Origin of the sequence: Saccharicrinis sp. 156 (assembly GCF_050589685.1) — a bacterium.
In the GTDB taxonomy this organism is placed as follows: Bacteria; Bacteroidota; Bacteroidia; order Bacteroidales; family Marinilabiliaceae; genus Saccharicrinis.
Genome location: NZ_JBNGOS010000022.1, coordinates 1 through 16,306, shown reverse-complemented (window position 1 = coordinate 16,306; position 16,306 = coordinate 1). Strand labels below are relative to the sequence as shown.

17 protein-coding genes and 1 pseudogene are annotated in these 16,306 nt (G+C 35.4%); 1 reads left to right on the top strand and 17 read right to left on the bottom strand.

What is annotated here, in order from left to right; all coding sequences use genetic code 11:
• Positions 1–11 precede the first annotated feature (11 nt).
• The 13 genes from ACRD64_RS14520 to ACRD64_RS14460 form a co-directional block, all read right to left on the bottom strand.
• On the bottom strand, positions 12–965 hold the full coding sequence (locus ACRD64_RS14520; protein WP_430934166.1) for an SDR family oxidoreductase: 954 nt from the start codon (positions 963–965) through the stop codon (positions 12–14).
• A 188-nt stretch (positions 966–1,153) separates the two neighbouring features.
• A complete protein-coding gene (locus ACRD64_RS14515) occupies positions 1,154–1,978 on the bottom strand; it encodes an oxidoreductase (RefSeq protein WP_430934165.1) in 825 nt (274 codons plus the stop codon).
• Between the two features lie 399 nt (positions 1,979–2,377).
• The gene (locus tag ACRD64_RS14510) at positions 2,378–3,040 is read right to left on the bottom strand and encodes an NAD-dependent epimerase/dehydratase family protein (protein WP_430934164.1); all 663 of its coding nucleotides are present in this window, start codon (positions 3,038–3,040) and stop codon (positions 2,378–2,380) included.
• 57 nt (positions 3,041–3,097) lie between these two features.
• On the bottom strand, positions 3,098–3,478 hold the full coding sequence (locus ACRD64_RS14505; RefSeq protein WP_430934240.1) for a GxxExxY protein: 381 nt from the start codon (positions 3,476–3,478) through the stop codon (positions 3,098–3,100).
• A gap of 32 nt (positions 3,479–3,510) precedes the next feature.
• Positions 3,511–4,425: a helix-turn-helix domain-containing protein gene (locus ACRD64_RS14500; RefSeq protein WP_430934163.1), complete on the bottom strand. Its 915-nt coding sequence runs from the start codon at positions 4,423–4,425 to the stop codon at positions 3,511–3,513.
• Positions 4,426–4,467: 42 nt separating this feature from the next.
• The gene (locus tag ACRD64_RS14495; RefSeq protein ID WP_430934162.1) at positions 4,468–5,580 is read right to left on the bottom strand and encodes an MBL fold metallo-hydrolase; all 1,113 of its coding nucleotides are present in this window, start codon (positions 5,578–5,580) and stop codon (positions 4,468–4,470) included.
• A 93-nt stretch (positions 5,581–5,673) separates the two neighbouring features.
• Positions 5,674–6,141: a flavodoxin gene (locus ACRD64_RS14490; protein ID WP_430934161.1), complete on the bottom strand. Its 468-nt coding sequence runs from the start codon at positions 6,139–6,141 to the stop codon at positions 5,674–5,676.
• 14 nt (positions 6,142–6,155) lie between these two features.
• A complete protein-coding gene (locus ACRD64_RS14485) occupies positions 6,156–6,572 on the bottom strand; it encodes a hypothetical protein (protein ID WP_430934160.1) in 417 nt (138 codons plus the stop codon).
• Positions 6,573–6,656: 84 nt separating this feature from the next.
• Entirely contained in the window at positions 6,657–7,022 is a 366-nt protein-coding gene (locus ACRD64_RS14480; RefSeq protein WP_430934159.1) for an EthD domain-containing protein, read from the bottom strand.
• Position 7,023: 1 nt separating this feature from the next.
• Positions 7,024–7,890 carry an SDR family oxidoreductase gene (locus ACRD64_RS14475; protein ID WP_430934158.1) on the bottom strand — a complete coding sequence of 289 codons (867 nt, stop codon included), beginning with the start codon at positions 7,888–7,890 and terminating at the stop codon, positions 7,024–7,026.
• 114 nt (positions 7,891–8,004) lie between these two features.
• Positions 8,005–8,409, bottom strand: a complete 405-nt coding sequence (locus tag ACRD64_RS14470) for a nuclear transport factor 2 family protein (protein ID WP_430934157.1) — start codon at positions 8,407–8,409, stop codon at positions 8,005–8,007.
• A gap of 364 nt (positions 8,410–8,773) precedes the next feature.
• Positions 8,774–9,235, bottom strand: a complete 462-nt coding sequence (locus ACRD64_RS14465; RefSeq protein ID WP_430934156.1) for a hypothetical protein — start codon at positions 9,233–9,235, stop codon at positions 8,774–8,776.
• 109 nt (positions 9,236–9,344) lie between these two features.
• The gene (locus tag ACRD64_RS14460; protein WP_430934155.1) at positions 9,345–10,283 is read right to left on the bottom strand and encodes an SDR family NAD(P)-dependent oxidoreductase; all 939 of its coding nucleotides are present in this window, start codon (positions 10,281–10,283) and stop codon (positions 9,345–9,347) included.
• Positions 10,284–10,799: 516 nt separating this feature from the next.
• On the opposite strand from ACRD64_RS14460, the pseudogene ACRD64_RS14455 reads away from it, so the two are divergent.
• Positions 10,800–10,991: pseudogene (locus ACRD64_RS14455) on the top strand (IS91 family transposase); the annotation flags it as partial.
• Positions 10,992–11,139: 148 nt separating this feature from the next.
• Here ACRD64_RS14455 and ACRD64_RS14450 read toward each other — a convergent pair.
• From ACRD64_RS14450 to ACRD64_RS14435, 4 genes are all read right to left on the bottom strand, one after another.
• Positions 11,140–12,171 (bottom strand): serine hydrolase domain-containing protein, encoded by a 1,032-nt coding sequence (locus ACRD64_RS14450; protein ID WP_430934154.1) that lies wholly within the window; start codon positions 12,169–12,171, stop codon positions 11,140–11,142.
• A gap of 120 nt (positions 12,172–12,291) precedes the next feature.
• Complete coding sequence (locus ACRD64_RS14445) at positions 12,292–12,942, bottom strand: peroxiredoxin-like family protein (protein WP_430934153.1); 651 nt, start codon at positions 12,940–12,942, stop codon at positions 12,292–12,294.
• A 591-nt stretch (positions 12,943–13,533) separates the two neighbouring features.
• Positions 13,534–14,667 (bottom strand): ATP-binding protein, encoded by a 1,134-nt coding sequence (locus ACRD64_RS14440; RefSeq protein WP_430934152.1) that lies wholly within the window; start codon positions 14,665–14,667, stop codon positions 13,534–13,536.
• Between the two features lie 645 nt (positions 14,668–15,312).
• On the bottom strand, positions 15,313–16,122 hold the full coding sequence (locus ACRD64_RS14435) for a tetratricopeptide repeat protein (RefSeq protein ID WP_430934150.1): 810 nt from the start codon (positions 16,120–16,122) through the stop codon (positions 15,313–15,315).
• Between the last annotated feature and the right edge of the window lie 184 nt (positions 16,123–16,306).

Sequence of the window (16,306 nt, the reverse complement as noted above, 5' to 3'; positions counted from 1 at the left end):
ATTCTAACTATTTAAAGATTCCACTTCACACCTGTTTCCTTTTCTGATAATTCCCACAACTTTTCAGCTATGGTTTTATCTAAGGCATGTGGCTCAAGTTTATGTGCTCCAACCGGACCAACCCAATTGCTTCGTCCTGTAGGTCCATAAAAACCCTTCTGATCTAAATTCTCTTCGGTTGCACACATTAATTCAGGATAGGCACCTTTTTCAGCTGATTGTGTCAATGGTGATAATTTCATCAGGCCAAAGGTAATTCTCAACATTAAACTACCACTTGTTTTAATAAGGGATGTTCTGGAAGAGCCGGGATGACATGCATAAGCTTTGACAGCCGTTTTACCAGCTTTTTCTAATCTATCTTGTAATTCGTAAATACACATGATCTGTGCCAGTTTGCTTTGGCTATAGGCATTATTACCTGTGTAATCTTTATCCCAGTTCATATCGCCAAATTTGATGGTTTTAATGCCCATATCATAGCCCATACTGCCTACCGTTACGATACGTCCTTTAGATTTTTCAATCAGCGGAAACAGTAGGCCTTGCAATAGAAAATTGCCGTAGTGGTTTGTACCTAGCTGACTCTCAAAACCATCTTCTGTTATCACCTGCTTAGGCACTTGCGCTATAGCAGCATTAAGCATTAAAGCATCAATACGAGATACCGTCTTAAGCACTTCTACTGCAGCTTTCCTTACTGAAGCAAGTTTTCCTAAATCCACAGTGATATATGATACGTCGATATGATTACCCAACTCGTTTTTATAAGCAGCAATGGTGTCTTCTGACTTTTTAGGGTTACGGTTTAACATCACTACGCTAGCACCTTTAGATAAAAGTATCTTGGCTGCCTCATACCCTGTACCACTTGTTGTGCCCGTAATAAGGAATGTTTTTCCATTTTGAGATTCCATTAATTCTGGCGTCCATCCCTGCTTTCCAAATTTGTTTTTAGTATTCATGATGTTTTTTTATTAATCGTTTTTGTTCTTCTTTTGGTGAAACTTTCACGATACAAATAAACAACAGAAAATGGGCTTGTTACTTAAACTATTTGGTTGATGATGTATACATTTTGGTAGTAGCCAATTTTTTCTTGTTTAATATATTTTTCAAGAGGTAAGTTACAGATAACTTATTTGTTACATTGCTATTTGCCATAATTCTTCACCATTCTCAAAAACATCTTATCAAAACCCTTGTCACTCAACAACTTTCTGCCAAGCAATGATTGTTTTGCCATTTTACCGGCGGCATATCGCGTCTTTGGGTTTTTAGTTTTTATCGCTTTGCTAATCGTAACGGCTATTACGGTAGGTTCGCTATATTGTCCGGGTTTGCTGGTGCTTTGCATCATTTTGACAATAATACGTTTTAGCTCTTTGTAAGGACCAATACTATCGTCGAGCTGTTGGTCCATTGCATGGGCAAAACCGGTATTGATTACGCCAGGTTCTATAATGACCACATTGATGCCAAATTGATTGACCTCTAAGCGAAGACAATCGCTCCATCCCTCTAAGGCATGCTTGGTTGCATGATACCATGCTCCGAGCGGAGTGTAAACTTTGCCACCAACAGATGATACATTGACGATAGTTCCTTGGCCCTGGCTGCGCATTGTGGGCAAAACTGCTTTGGTGACTTCGGCTAAACCAAATAAGTTGACTTCGAATTGCTGTCTGGCTTTTTCATAAGTGATTTCCTCTATCGGGCCATAAACAGCATAACCTGCATTGTTTACCAGTACATCTATTCTTCCCTCTGTTTCAATTATCTTTTGTATTTCAGCACGTACTTGATTATGGTTGGTAATATCTAATGCTACGGCTTTCCCTCCTGCCCAAACAAGTTCATTCATTTTTTCCACTCTGCGTGCAGCCCCATAAACAGTATAACCTTCTTGTATTAATTGCATGGCGGTTGCTTTACCTATGCCACTACTTGCTCCTGTTATAATAACTACCTTTTTCATATCTGTTTAAAATTTTTGTCTTTAAAAAATGTGCCATATCCGGTTGTTGCCGGACAGGAACTCGCATCAACTTTTTTTAATCATCCTCCTGTGTGTACTTTATGATTAATAAAGTTAATGATCGTTTCATAATTCAAACTCTTTAGTTTTCTAAAAATTTATCATAAAACAAAGTTCATACAAGAAAGGTATTTACCACCTAAACAATTTGGTTGAATATGTATACATTTTAGCAACCGGTAATGATAAAATATGTGAAATGAAGAATATAGATTGTTGCAGTTAAACCGTTGGGCAGGGATAGATATAAATCATTGGCCCAATAAAGTTAGCGTAATAAAGATCCTAAAAGCCAGCCTCAAAAATCAATTATTAAAAACATAAGAAAAGAAGTACACACTAAACACCTGCTACCCTATTAATATCAGTTCCTTCTAAATGTTTCAGGGATTGAGGATGATTGTATAAATTAATCATCGCTCTCCCGATTCTTGAAGTTGTAGTAACCGATTTCATCCGCTTCATTAATGGAAACAATGGACGGGTAATCATATAGAGGGTATTATATAATTTTGTTTTCGATTTTGTACCTCGTTCCGGTAAAATAGCGCCGGGACGAAACATATAGGCATCTTTAAATCCCATATTCAAAATCATATTTTCCGTTTTACCTTTTACCCGTGCCCACATTGTGCTGCTTTTTTCAGCACTATCAGTACCTGAACCCGACACATAATTAAAAACCATATTGGGATTTATGCTATATAAAACGGTAGCCAACGCTTTCGACATGGAATAGGTGATTTCGGTGAATTTTTCTTCACGCATTCCTGCACTTGATACTCCCATGCAATGAAAACAGGCATCGTAGCCTACAAGTTGCTCTTTTATTAAAGTAAAGTCCCTGAAATCTTTATGAATAACTTCTTTAACCTTTGGATGTGATATATCTACATGTTTTCGATTTATAAGTAATACCCGTTCTACCGTTGGGTCGTCAATGCACTCAAGTAAAACCCCTTTACCCAACATTCCTGTTGAACCTGTTATTATAGCTTTCATATTTTTCACCACTGAAATCGCAGAAGACACTGAAAGTTTGCTGCATGTCAGTATATTTTAATAGTTATAAATTAATCGTTTAATATCTGCTTTTGGATAGCTCCCAAAATTCACCAGTAAGCCAAGTTCCATTTCGCTTGCTTTTAAATAGTTAATTACCTGTGCATGATGTTCATTTGCTAATTCTTTTACAGCTTTTATTTCAACAATAATTTTATCGAAACAAATAAAATCAGGTATATATTTTTGCTTTAGTACATCTCCTTTATATTCAATATCAATTGGTTGCTGTGATTCAAAAGGTATACCCAGTAGTTTAAACTCTCGCTCCAAACATTCTTGGTATACAGCTTCAAGAAATCCACATCCAATTTCTTTATATACCTCGTAAATGGCTCCTCTAATTTTATAGGTTTCGTCTGAATATAAGTAATCTATAATTTATGTTTATCATTCTGTGTTTTCAGTGGTCAATTCATGTTTCGATATTCCGAAGGACTGTATCCTGTTTTGGATTTAAAAAGTTTGCTGAAATGCTGCGGGTATTCAAACCCAAAATCGAAAGCAATTTCACTAACCGATGAGTTAGACCCCAAAAGTTTTGTCTTGGCTTGCTCAATCATATACAAGGTAATATGTTCTTTTGCACTTTTCCCGGTTTCAATTTTTAGTAAATCACTCAAATAATAACCAGACATATTAAGGGCCTCGCCACATTGTTGCACTGTTGGTAATCCTTGATTTAATAACAACTCCGAAGCAAAATATTCTTTCAGATATTTTTCAAAACGAACCAAGTAGCCTTTATTTAAATTTGTTCGGGTGTAAAACTGACGGTCGTAATATCGGTTACTGTATTTAAATAAGCTTTCCATATTAATGGCAATTAACTCCTGAGAATGCTTATCCATTGTTTCCTTAATTTCGGTTTTGATATTTCTAACAAATTCAAAAAGTATTCGTTTCTCTTTTTCGCTAACGTGTAAAGCTTCATAAACTTCATAGTCAAAAAACGAATAAGTAGTAATAGACTTAGAAAGTGTTGTGTGCCGGATGAAATCAGGATGAAATATTATGGTCCAGCCTTCATCTGAATTTTGATTTTCTATCAGACTCTCTTCAAAATCAAAAACCTGACCTGGTGCTGAAAAAGTTAAAGTACCTTCTTCAAAGTCTAATGAATTTCTGCCATATTTAAAATCAGCCTTACAACTTGTTTTTAAACTTATCATATAAAGATTCAGCCTGTATTTCCCTTCTGGCACCATCAACTCAGCTGCAAAATCCTTACTAAGGGTAACCGAAATTAATGGATGATCAGGACTCTTAAGTCCCATAATCTGATGCATTCTGGTTATGCTGTCTATGTCGATTATCTGTTTCATTATGTCAAGAAATTTATGATTATTAAGGTACGAATAATAGAACTATTTTACAGTTTCCCACCACTTTGTAAATTGTTGCAGAGAATCTTGCAGGTTTACCTTTTCTCCAATCATAGGTGTAATGATACGGATTGGGCTATCTTGCGGTGTTGCTGATATTTTAGAAAGTGGTTCATCCCAATCGTGATTAGCTAATGTGAATTTTCCTGAATGAACCGGCAACAAAGCTTGAGCTCTTAGGTCAGTTGCGGCTTTTAATGGCTCATTGGGAATCATGTGTATATATTTCCATTTGCTATCATACTGTCCGTTTTCAAGAACTGCCAAATCAAAAGGGCCATACCTTTCACCAATTTCTGCAAAGTGTTTATCGTATCCACTATCACCACCTATGTATATTTTTGTGGCTGGAGTAAATAAAGCAAACGAAGCCCACAAGGTGTGGTTGCGTTTAAAACCTCTCCCCGAAAAATGGCGTGCCGGTGCAACATGGGCAATAAAACCTTCATCAAGATAAAGCGGTTTAAACCAATCTTCTTCCATAATTACAGATTTGTCAAACCCCCAACGTTCAAAATGTGCACCAACACCAAGCCCACCTATCACTTTTTTAATCTTTGGTTTTAATTTAAGAACTGTTTCATAATCCAGATGGTCCCAGTGGTCATGAGTAATAAAAAGATAATCAATCTCCGGAATATCATCAGTTGTGTAAACATCGCTGCCATCATAAGCTTTTATATTAAACGAAAAGGGTGAAGCATATCCACTCAACACAGGGTCAACCAATATTTTTTTACCGTCTAACTGCATGAAATACGATGAATGCCCCATCCAAACTACTACGTTTTCAGAAGGCTCTAAAGCCTTCAAATTGGTTTTTAGGGATGGTAAAACAGATTGGGGTTCTTTTGGCTTTGCGGAAAAGAAAAAATCCATGAGCACTTTTCCATAGTTTACTCCCTCGGTAAGCATAGGTGTTGGGCTTAAGTTCTGAAACTGCCCGCTTTTATAGTTCGGTGACTTCTCAATTCTTGAAAGACGGGTACCCGCAGGATGTTTACCAAATCGCGGTGTATTGATAAATATTATGATACCTAAGATTATTGCTGCTATTATAGAAAAAGCTATTATCATTATTTTTTTTATATTCATTTAGATAGAATTTATTTATACCACAAAATACTATAATATTGTTCCTGAATGTGTATATATTTTAGTAAATAATGAATACATTTTCCCGAATAGTCATACTTCAAGCCAATTGCTTACTTCGTTTTCAATAGAGTCCCAACTAAAATTTTCATAGGTATAAAACCCTCTTGGTTTAAGAATTTTAGCACCGGTCACTAGTACTTCAAGGTCAGTAAATGTGCTTCCATTTGCCCCGGCATGTGTACTAAAAAACCTTACTGTTTTTCCGTTTAAACTATGTTTGTGTAAAAATGAACGAATAGGTGAAGTATAGGTATACCACCAAACTGGCGTTCCTATTATTATTTGCTCATATTCATCAAGGTTTAAGTTGAATGGCTTTAAATCTGGTATGTATTGATTTTTAATATGCAGCTTACTTACTTCCAGTACCGTCCCTAAATTGTAATCTTCTTCTAAATCAAGCTTAAAAATATCTGCACCGGTTTTATTGGCAATCATTTCCGCAACACGTTTTGTATGTCCTTGCAATGAGTAGTATATTACCAACGATTTTGACATATTATTCCTCCTTTTTAATTGTGTCTTTGAATGACACTTTTACTTGAAAGCCATTTAAAATATTCTTGTTCACCCATTTCAGCTTTTAGCTCAGCAGAATTAACAGCCGTACCTTCTACTGTTATATAATTTGAAAAGTAAATTATCATGTAATAATAATTCACCTCTAAAGTGGCATCAATAAGCATATCGTAATCAGGTCCAGCTTTTTCTAAAGCACCGTTTATAGCATCATCAATGTTCGTACCCATTAAGTAGGGGTGGTACGAATCGCCTGTTACTTTTTTGTTACCTTGATAAGATGTAACTACATTGTTGCTTTTGTTGGTGACGATAACGCCATTGTCAACTATTGATACACTTTTACACCAAGTAACAATCGCTAAAACTATCAAAGCGATTCCAATTATTATTAATACTATTTTCTTCATTTTGTAATCTTTTATTTTTGAAAAAGGAGTAGGTGAAGTATGATTCATCTCTACCTACTTCTTGCGTTAAATTCAACTTATTACCTAAATATCAGCTTTGTTTTCATGTACATCAACAATAACAACGCGAGTTCCTTTCTCGAATACGTTCACTTCATCAGCAGTTATTTTCGCCTGAATTTCAGGATTATTCGTCGCTGCAAGAAATTCATTAAAGGTTTCTTGGCTATGCCAAATTGTTTCGGTTACCACATCATACTCCAATTCACCCTTGAAATTTGGAGGGAAAATTACCTTATCCTTTTGAAGATAATTACGTCGAATGGTACTCTTTTTTAGTATTGGAAGAAGCTCCATACACAGAGGTATGTGTTTGTTATTGTAATAATCAACGAACTCTTCGTAAGACAATCCATTTTTACTTTTAGCAAATGTTAAATACTTAATCATTTTACTTTTTTTTAGGGTTACTATTACTTGTATTTGGAACAACCATATCACTGATGGTTTTCACTAACTCCTCTTCGGACATTGATTTTTTCATTTGCAACATAGATTCGGCATCAATTCCTGAAACATTGTGTATTGGTGTTTTTTCTGTAGCGCATTTATATATTTTATCTGCTACTTCTTGCGGATCAGATGTTTGGTTTCCCTGTTCAATCATTTGCTCCACTGTTTCATTCATCTTTGCAATCATCTTTAAACAATAATCTCTGAGTTGTTCATCTCCGTTTGAGAAACGACTGTTATCCATAGAAGAATACAGATTTGTTTCATAAGCTCCTGGTGCAATTGTTTTAAATTTAATATTAAAGGGAGCGTATTCAATTGCAAGTGCTTCTGTTAAACCTTCTACAGCAAATTTCGATGCACTGTAAACTGACGAAGATGGGGAACCGATTAATCCCGCCAGTGAAGATATATTGATAATTATACCTTCTTCTTTTGAACGCATAAGAGGAAGGACTTCTTTTGTAACACGCATTAGACCAAATACATTTGTTTCAAACATTACCTTGATATCTCCATCTTTCCATTGTTCAAAAATACCTGCTCCTGAAAATCCGGCATTATTTACCAGTACATCTATACCTCCAAATTTATCCACACCTGCGTCAACTGCTTTGCTAACACTTATCTGGTCTGTAACATCCAGTTTAGTCACCAAAACGTCGCTTAAGGCAGTTAATTCTGTTTCCTTTTCTGGCGAACGCATCGTTGCAATTACATTCCAGCCATTTTTATGAAATAGTTTGGCAGTTAGTTTTCCAAATCCAGAACTACATCCAGTTATTAATATTGTTTTTTTATTCATTATGCAATTTTTTAACACTAGTTATTTTTTAAAAAACAGTAGGTAAAAGCATGCTTATACAATGCTCACCTACCATTTTTTTTGTTTTGCTAACGACTAGACGAAGAATTACGCTTATTCTCCAAAGAATGTGTAGCTGGCATGTTTGGTGTCCATATACTCTTTCCATTCTTGTATTTTACCATCGCGGATGACCAACATAAAGTGGAAGAAGTTGTTATATGTTTTACCACTAACATGCTCACCATAGGTTTCAGCTTCAACGGCAACACGGTCTCCTTCGGCAGTCATTGCTTTGGGAGTAAGCGACATTCCATTGGGGAACATTGCCGGATTTCCTGTTTCCAAACCTCTTACAAAGTCTTTTGTGTGATTCCCTGAAATGGGCATATCACCAGCTACCCAAACTTTTGCATCATCGGCAAATGTTTCTGTTACATAGCTCCAGTTACCATCTGTAATGGCTTTAAATACTGCTTTTACGACTGCTTTGTTCTCTTCTAATTTTAAATCTTTCATTGCTTTAAACTTTTATTTTACATCATTGCTGATGCGTTTGATTTCAACATTAATCTTGCCACGGAGGGTACAATATGAATAATCGTGGGTTCAAACCCACGGTTGACTACAACCTGAATGTCACAGCCCTGAAGGGGCTGAATATAAAACTTTTATGTCGAGTTGATTTTTCAACCCCTCTGGGGCTGCCAGCGAGTTTTCTTGTCTTTACCGTGGGTTGCACCCACGGTTATTCAAAGTAAAACCCCTTCGGGGTAAATGAATTAATGCAAATCAAAAAAATCAACGGCTACTCATATGTTGCTTATTGTCAATAATATGAAGACAATATTTTTCAAGTTAATGCATCATCAGTAGTTTTGTACTATAAATTATGATATGACTTATAACCCTTTTCCCAAATGGGAACCATTTTTCGCATACGTGAATTAAAGATGTATTTAAAGAGCCAATTTGTACCCTTTGGTTTGGGGTCAAAACTCCCTTTATACCTAAGTTCTAATCCATTGTTTTTTGCTGTAAAGAAAAACTCACCCACATAGTTTTTTACCGGCATTCCACCGGGGCGGGCAGCATAACTAAAATAATGAGGCGCATCAAAGCCAACAATGTCTTCCTCAAGCTTTATGTTTCCGATGGTTAGTTTAAGTAGTGCTCCCAAACCCGATGGGTGTCCTTCGCCTTCTTTGAGTAATGAAATTTCGCCAATCATTATATCAGACTGAGTATACCATTCATGGTCTACATGAAAATCCCAAAACTTCTGAGGTTCAAACCCCGGATAGAAATGAGTGAATTCAAATGTTATTTTCGACTTTGCCATCATCTTCTGTTTTAAAATTTTGTACGCTACAAATTTCCTTGTTTAGGCATTCTTGCATGAATACATTTTAAGGATTGACGAATACTTTTTCCGTATTACCATGATTGTTTTCTTACAACCACTTTTTTAGTGCGTTATCACTAATCTTTTTCAAGTGATTTCGTTTTGACTCCATTTGAGCTTCCTTGTGCGGAAGTTTGATTTTATCTTCAGATACATAAACACCCGTTTTGCCTTCATACTCAGAAGATATGGCTAATCGAACAATCCGGTCTGCACCAACTTCTGTAGGAGATGCCATTACATTCATAAAAAACTGCATCATCTTTTCTGGCCCTTCAAGGTTGCTTAGTAGGTTTGATTTTATATATCCAGGGTACAGATAATTTACAGTTACCTCCTTTCCGTCTAGTTTTTTAGCTAAATCAATAGAAAACATATTCATTGAAAGTTTTGCCTGGGTATAGCTATCAACAGTATCAAAATTCAATTTTGATTCAATGTCATCAAAATCTATTTGCTTAATAAAGTTGGTATTGGTCGTAAGATTCACAATACGCGAAGGTGATGACTGCTGAATTCTTGGAAGTAAAAGGTTTGTTAACAGATACCCTCCTAAATAATTGACTGCCCAATTGGTTTCAAAACCATCAGAGGTAAAGGTTGGTTTTGTCATATTGATGCCAGCATTATTAATTAATACGTCAATTTTGCTATACTCAGCCATAATTTGTTCAGCACACTTTTTAACGCTATCCATTGAAGCCAAATCACAAATTTGAAGACTTAATGAACCTAAACCTTCACTCTTGACTATTTCACTAATTACATTTTCTGTTTTCGTTTTATTGCGCCCAAGAACGACAACATGTGCCCCCATAGCGTAAAGCATCTCTACGGCCACACGTCCCATACCATCAGTTCCTCCGGTAAATACAATGGTTTTGCTTTTCAGATTTTTATCCTTTTCAGGGATTGCATGTTTGGGATTAGGTTTTCTTCGTTGGGGAAGAAATAAGTTTACTAATATTCCAAGTTTTGAATTTGCCATGCTTCTTCGTTTTAAGATTACATGGCAAATTTCTATATAACAGCTTTTTCGTATGTATATATTTTAAGGAAAGATGGATACTTTTTGCGGAAGCTATTTATTTTGAGCTTGAAAAGTAATAAAACCTAACTTTGAAAATTATAGTATACCATGTGATTTACGAAGAGCGAGTTGGTTAACATTGAACTCGTTTACAAATTAGTATTGCTGATTATTCCTCCGCCCGACAAATTTAGAACAAGTTCGATTTGTTCTCACTTATCGCTATAATTTTGGTTTGTGCCTTAGCTTGTGCGAAACGAAGTTCACAAACATAAAAAAACAATATTCTAATACTGTGAGTAATTGCAAATGGGTGCAATGTGCGCGGGTTTCCCAACACACACCGCATTGCCATATCTAATGATAGAATCATAAGTATAAATAAATAACACGCATGTAAAGTTCCGGGCAAAAGATTACAGAAAAAAAGGGCCTGCTATCCCCCAAATCGTGTAAGGCTATGAATTTTTACAGCGCTTTGGCCAACATGTCATGCCCAAGGGATTTGTTCGCGTTAGAAAGTATGGCATAAATCACCATACCACCAAACGAAATCTTGATCTGGCATTTTTCACCCCTGCGCAACAAACAAACCCACATCTGGAAGTTATATCAGAATCAAAACAAGAAAAAATAAAACGCATGACAGGAAAAGATGGTTTATAAGCAAAACAAAGTGGTACACTGTATTCTTAAGACAAAAAAAACGCAAAAACCCCCATTAAAATACATGGCAGGTATTTAAACCGGGTTGTAGCTCAACCTGGAATAATTGCTGGGTCTTGCAGACCGCTGATATTCCTATTTATTGTGGCTAGTTTTTATTTCTAATTATTCTAACAATTCTATTGTTAATTATTTCTGATAAGTTCCAATTGTACAGTTTAGGGTCTGTCGTGCTATAGAATTCAACAACAACTGCATCAATATCTTTATGATATTTTGCAAAACTCTGGTATCCCGGTACCCAACCAGAATGTTCATATTCATAAATGGAAGAATATATTTCCTGTTCTCCCTGTTCAAACAATGTTCCTTCGTTCAGTGCTCTTAGGAATGTTCCCACGTCTTCCGCCGTAGCTAACATACCATGTTCATCTGCCTTTAAATCATGGGGATGCCCCACATGGTAACCACTCATCACATTATCCAAATTTACTTCGCTTAAAGAACTAAAAGTATTGTTTAGATTTAAGGGATTTAAAATTTCTTCCTGTATGAATTGAAAGTTGCCATATCCTAGTGCATCATCCATTATTTTATTGATTAATAAATAATTCGTATTGCAATATTCATAGTTTTCACCAGGTTCAAAGTTTGCAGGTTTATCCAGAATCAATGCAAGGCTTTCTCCATATGACTCAGATGGAGCTGCCCAGAAATTTGGCGCGTCTGTAAAATTGGGGATTCCACTTCTATGCTGTATCATTAATCTTAGGGTAATTTTCTCAGCATTTTCAATTCTTCCTACAAGTTCAGGTAAATAATCAGCGATGGTTTTATCTAAAGAAAGACGTCCATCTCTTACCAATTTGGTGACTGCCACAGCATCATATAGCTTACTGATGCTGGCAATTTTAAATAAGGCTTGAGGTTTGGCAGGTATCTCGGCTTCTCGATTATGCCAGCCTGCGGTATAATACTGAGGTGGTTTACCAGCTTGGTCTACAAAGACAATCATCCCGTCAAATCCATGACCTATTGCTTCTTCTAACTGCTCTTGAACCGTATCAGGTAGCGGAAGTATCCATGCCTTCACCAAAAGCCAGGGCACGAAGAACATAGAAACAATGGTTCCCACTAGTAGTATAATTCTGATTATTTGTTTCGTGTATTTCTTTGTCATAATATTTTGGAATGGCAGTTTTATTTCAGAAACATATAAACGACCTATGCTATCAATGAAGTTGAATTGTTTTTTAGGTAAAAATAATCATCCTGTTACATGAAGATACGTTGTACTTTCTTAAGATAGATTTTTCAAGGCTTCAATAATTTCATCGGGTTCTGAACGAGTTCTATAGTCAACGTTAACATAGCTCCATGTAACTACGCCGTCCTGTCCTAATATTAACGTAGCTGGAATTGGCAATATGTTACCGTTGCCATTATTAATTTTTTCTAAATCAAGTTTACGATCTACTCGCATATGTTCTGCTAAAAACTCTGGCACTTCCCATGCAACACCATATTGCAGAGCAACTTTTGCGTCTTGGTCAGACAATACAGTAAAGTCCATATTACTAATTTCATCATTTGTCAATGACCCATCCGGTACTTGTGGGCTAATGGCAACCAATGTAGCTCCTAATGCATGAATGTCATCTAGTTTAGCTTGCAAAGCTCTAAGTTGCAAGTTACAGTAAGGACACCAATTACCTCTATAAAAAGTAATAACAACAGGACCTTTCTCTAATAAAACATCTAATGATATTGATTTGCCTGCCGGGTTAGGTAGCTCAAAGTTAGGAGCTTTTTTCCCAATTTTAATTGCATTTTTCCCTTGTTCAAACTCTTTTTCTTTTTTAATAATATCATCGACACCATTCATAAACGCAGGATTAGCTTGTCGTCCAGATGCTATTTTAGCATCAGTTAGCTCTTTTAATTTTCTCATATAATTACATTAGTTATATTTCCATTCCTAGCTTAGGATTATTTTCACATACTCCGCCAAATTTCGATTTCTCATTTTAATTCTGTCCAACGGTTAAATTTAGTATAATTTTCCTACACAATATTTGACCCGATAGCTTAAGAAATTAATAGAGTTTCTTTATTTAGGGAATTAACACGTAGAGTAGAGCCTGATAGTCTACTCAATTACTGTGACTAAAAGTAACAATAATAAGTAAACTATCAGCACCCCCTGCATCAAACCGTATCCCGATGTTCGTGGACAGGCTGTGAGGTTTTCCCTCATATGCTTACGCTTGCGCATTACGGCTTGGTCATTTGAACATACCGAGCTTCAGCGACAATCCTCACGGACATAACTGTCGGCAGCTCTTCTAAATGAACAGTACATTATTGCGATAAGAGAGAGCAGAATCAAGCTTGCTTGAATTATGCCGAACGAAGCAATGATCTTTAAGAAAATTATTTAGGTAGGATTTACACCTACTGGATTACCACAGCTTCGTTGGCACACCAACGTACTACATATAACGCGATTTAATGCGATATATGCTTTGTTGCTTTTTAGTAATTACTTCAACCACCCCTCAAAATTATCCTTATTAATCACTTCAAATGAAGCATTTGGATATGCATTCCTCCATTGAGATGGAACTTTAACCTTACTTTCTTTCCATTTGAATTCATAACCAAATAATGCCCCCTCTCTCTCTTCAACCCAATCGACTTCTTGTTGGTCGTATGTTCTCCAAAAATAATTATTTGACATAAGTCTTTGGTATTCCTGATATTTTAGTCTTTCACTAATCATATAGTTTTCCCATAAAACACCAATATCATTTCGTGATTCAATAGGGTTAAAATTTGCAATCACAGCATTTCTAATTCCATTATCCAAGAAATACCACCTTGAATTTTTAGTTATTTCTTTTCTTAAGTTTCTACTAAATCCTTCAACTTTGTGAAGAATAAATACCTTACTTAATAAATCCAAGTACTTTTCAACAGTATTCTTACTTATTCCTAATTGATTACCCAATTCCTGAAGCGAAACTTTTCCACCAATTTGAAATGCAATCAGTCTTAATAAGTTGAATATTTTTTGTGAATTCTTAATGTTTTCATAAACCAAAATATCTTTCAGCAAATATGAACTAACCATTTCGTTTAAGTAATCAATCTTGTCTTCTCTATCAGGCAAATGTAATAATTCCGGGTAATTCCCAAAAACCAGTCTTTCACGTACTTTGTCAACTTTAGAAATACTATTTTCAATTTGGTTGTATTCATTTTCAGACAGAGCAAATAAGTTAAATGAATATTTTCTACCCGTTAAAGGTTCTCCAGCATCTTTGTGAATATCAAATGATGATGAGCCTGAAATAATAATTTTAAGTCCATTAATCTCATCAATCATAAGCTTCAGTTTCAATCCTATTTCAGGTATTTTTTGTGCCTCATCAATGTATAGAAACTTAAATGAACCTAAAATCTGTTTATAGTTTTCTACACTTCTAATTGCAAGTTTGTCATGGACATTTATATCTTCTCCATTTAATGTAAGTACAGGTTCATTTACTAGGTCAAGTATTTCTTTTACAAGCACGGTTTTTCCAACACAGCGAGCTCCGAAAACTATTACAACTTTGTTTGATTGCAATTTCTTTATTATGTTCTTCGATAAGTCTCTGACTAAATATTCCATAATTCCGTCATTGGTTTGACGCAATTTACCATATTTCCGTTAAAGTATCAAATTTGCAGTTCGCTCATATTATTAAAGCGTAGAGTAGAGCCTGATAGCTTACTCCGTTTTGTTAATCATAAAAGTAACAATAATAGGTAAACTATCAGCGCCCCCTGCATCAAACCGTATCCCGATGTTCGTGGACAGGCTGTGAGGTTTTCCCTCATATGCTTACGCTTGCGCATTACGGCTTGGTCATTTGAACATACCGAGCTTCAGCGACAATCCTCACGGACATAACTGTCGGCAGCTCTTCTAAATGAACAGTACATTATTGCGATAAGAGAGAGCAGAATCAAGCTTGCTTGAATTATGCCGAACGAAGCAATGATCTTTAAGAAAATTATTTAGGTAGGATTTACACCTACTGGATTACCACAGCTTCGTTGGCACACCAACGGTCATAATAAAGCGCGTAGGCTGATTTGAAAAGCAAGACAACCAAAATCCAGCAGAGCCGAACTTTTGTTTTGGTTATAAATTTATCATTTTCACTAGCCGAAGCCTTAGTTTCGGTGAACTTATTTAATGAACTAAACTCCCAATATTTTGCTCACAGCCTATGACCTTTTTTTTTGTTGTGGCCTTTTCATTCTTTTTCTATTATTCAACATTCCAATATTCAGCACATTTTTCCTGTTCGGCAATTCTCAATATTGAAAATCCCAATTCAATGGCTTTACTAAAACTTTCACAAGCTTGTTCTTTCTCTCCCAGTTCATATAAAGCTAATCCGCGCATGAAATATGCATTCTTTTGATTTGAATCTAATGCAATAGCTTTATTGCAATCTAACACAACCCCTTTCATATCATTTGGAAATCTTGTCCCTGCTCTGTTTATATAAACTCGTGCATTAGTTGAATCACTCTTTATATAATTATCAAAATCTGGTCTCGCCTTTTTTGGTTCGCCAATTGCCATATATAATCTTGCTCGATTTAGATGCAAACTTGCATTTGGATTATTAGATAATTTTTCATCAAGTTCACCAAGTAATTCCTTGAAATTTGGTTTTGTCCAAAATCCCATTGTTGTTTTAATTCTTCCGTTACAATTGTCATCTATTAAATCAAAAGCGATATAATATTTATTTTCATAAATTTTATAAATTCCTTTTTCTGTACACATTTTACCTTCCTTATCTTGGAAAATGATTGTATCATTTCTTATTTCATATTCTGAAATTATATCAATTGTTCGGTCGTTTCCAAAATCACCTTCAATTATTCCATTTTCTTTAAAATCAAAACTGATTGATCCCGAGTGTCCAATCCTTACCCATTTGCCAAGAATAGAATTTTCAGTCTTTGTGCTTTCTTGGTCATTTTGATTAATCTTCTTTGTGCCTTGATTGCAACTGGTTAAAAGTCCAATTGTAATAATTATTAACAAAATGAATCCTTTTTTCATGTCAACCTTATTTATGTTAATTATTCGTTTCTTTGAATTGGCTATAACGGCAGTCTGTCTAAAAACTAAAAGCAACTGATTTTTTGTTGCTTTACAGGCTATTTTTCAGCTTGTTTTAGGCCGTTCTATTTACGAATTGAAAATAATGATAATAATTTGTTTTGATAAGTAAATGGCTTAAAAT

Excerpts from the sequence above, each read along its gene's own strand:
- ACRD64_RS14520 (WP_430934166.1), bottom strand. The coding sequence starts at position 965 with ATGAATACTAAAAACAAATTTGGAAAGCAGGGATGGACGCCAGAATTA.
- ACRD64_RS14515 (WP_430934165.1), bottom strand. The coding sequence starts at position 1,978 with ATGAAAAAGGTAGTTATTATAACAGGAGCAAGTAGTGGCATAGGTAAA.
- ACRD64_RS14510 (WP_430934164.1), bottom strand. The coding sequence starts at position 3,040 with ATGAAAGCTATAATAACAGGTTCAACAGGAATGTTGGGTAAAGGGGTT.
- ACRD64_RS14500 (WP_430934163.1), bottom strand. The coding sequence starts at position 4,425 with ATGAAACAGATAATCGACATAGACAGCATAACCAGAATGCATCAGATT.
- ACRD64_RS14495 (WP_430934162.1), bottom strand. The coding sequence starts at position 5,580 with ATGAATATAAAAAAAATAATGATAATAGCTTTTTCTATAATAGCAGCA.
- ACRD64_RS14490 (WP_430934161.1), bottom strand. The coding sequence starts at position 6,141 with ATGTCAAAATCGTTGGTAATATACTACTCATTGCAAGGACATACAAAA.
- ACRD64_RS14485 (WP_430934160.1), bottom strand. The coding sequence starts at position 6,572 with ATGAAGAAAATAGTATTAATAATAATTGGAATCGCTTTGATAGTTTTA.
- ACRD64_RS14480 (WP_430934159.1), bottom strand. The coding sequence starts at position 7,022 with ATGATTAAGTATTTAACATTTGCTAAAAGTAAAAATGGATTGTCTTAC.
- ACRD64_RS14475 (WP_430934158.1), bottom strand. The coding sequence starts at position 7,890 with ATGAATAAAAAAACAATATTAATAACTGGATGTAGTTCTGGATTTGGA.
- ACRD64_RS14470 (WP_430934157.1), bottom strand. The coding sequence starts at position 8,409 with ATGAAAGATTTAAAATTAGAAGAGAACAAAGCAGTCGTAAAAGCAGTA.
- ACRD64_RS14465 (WP_430934156.1), bottom strand. The coding sequence starts at position 9,235 with ATGATGGCAAAGTCGAAAATAACATTTGAATTCACTCATTTCTATCCG.
- ACRD64_RS14460 (WP_430934155.1), bottom strand. The coding sequence starts at position 10,283 with ATGGCAAATTCAAAACTTGGAATATTAGTAAACTTATTTCTTCCCCAA.
- ACRD64_RS14450 (WP_430934154.1), bottom strand. The coding sequence starts at position 12,171 with ATGACAAAGAAATACACGAAACAAATAATCAGAATTATACTACTAGTG.
- ACRD64_RS14445 (WP_430934153.1), bottom strand. The coding sequence starts at position 12,942 with ATGAGAAAATTAAAAGAGCTAACTGATGCTAAAATAGCATCTGGACGA.
- ACRD64_RS14440 (WP_430934152.1), bottom strand. The coding sequence starts at position 14,667 with ATGGAATATTTAGTCAGAGACTTATCGAAGAACATAATAAAGAAATTG.
- ACRD64_RS14435 (WP_430934150.1), bottom strand. The coding sequence starts at position 16,122 with ATGAAAAAAGGATTCATTTTGTTAATAATTATTACAATTGGACTTTTA.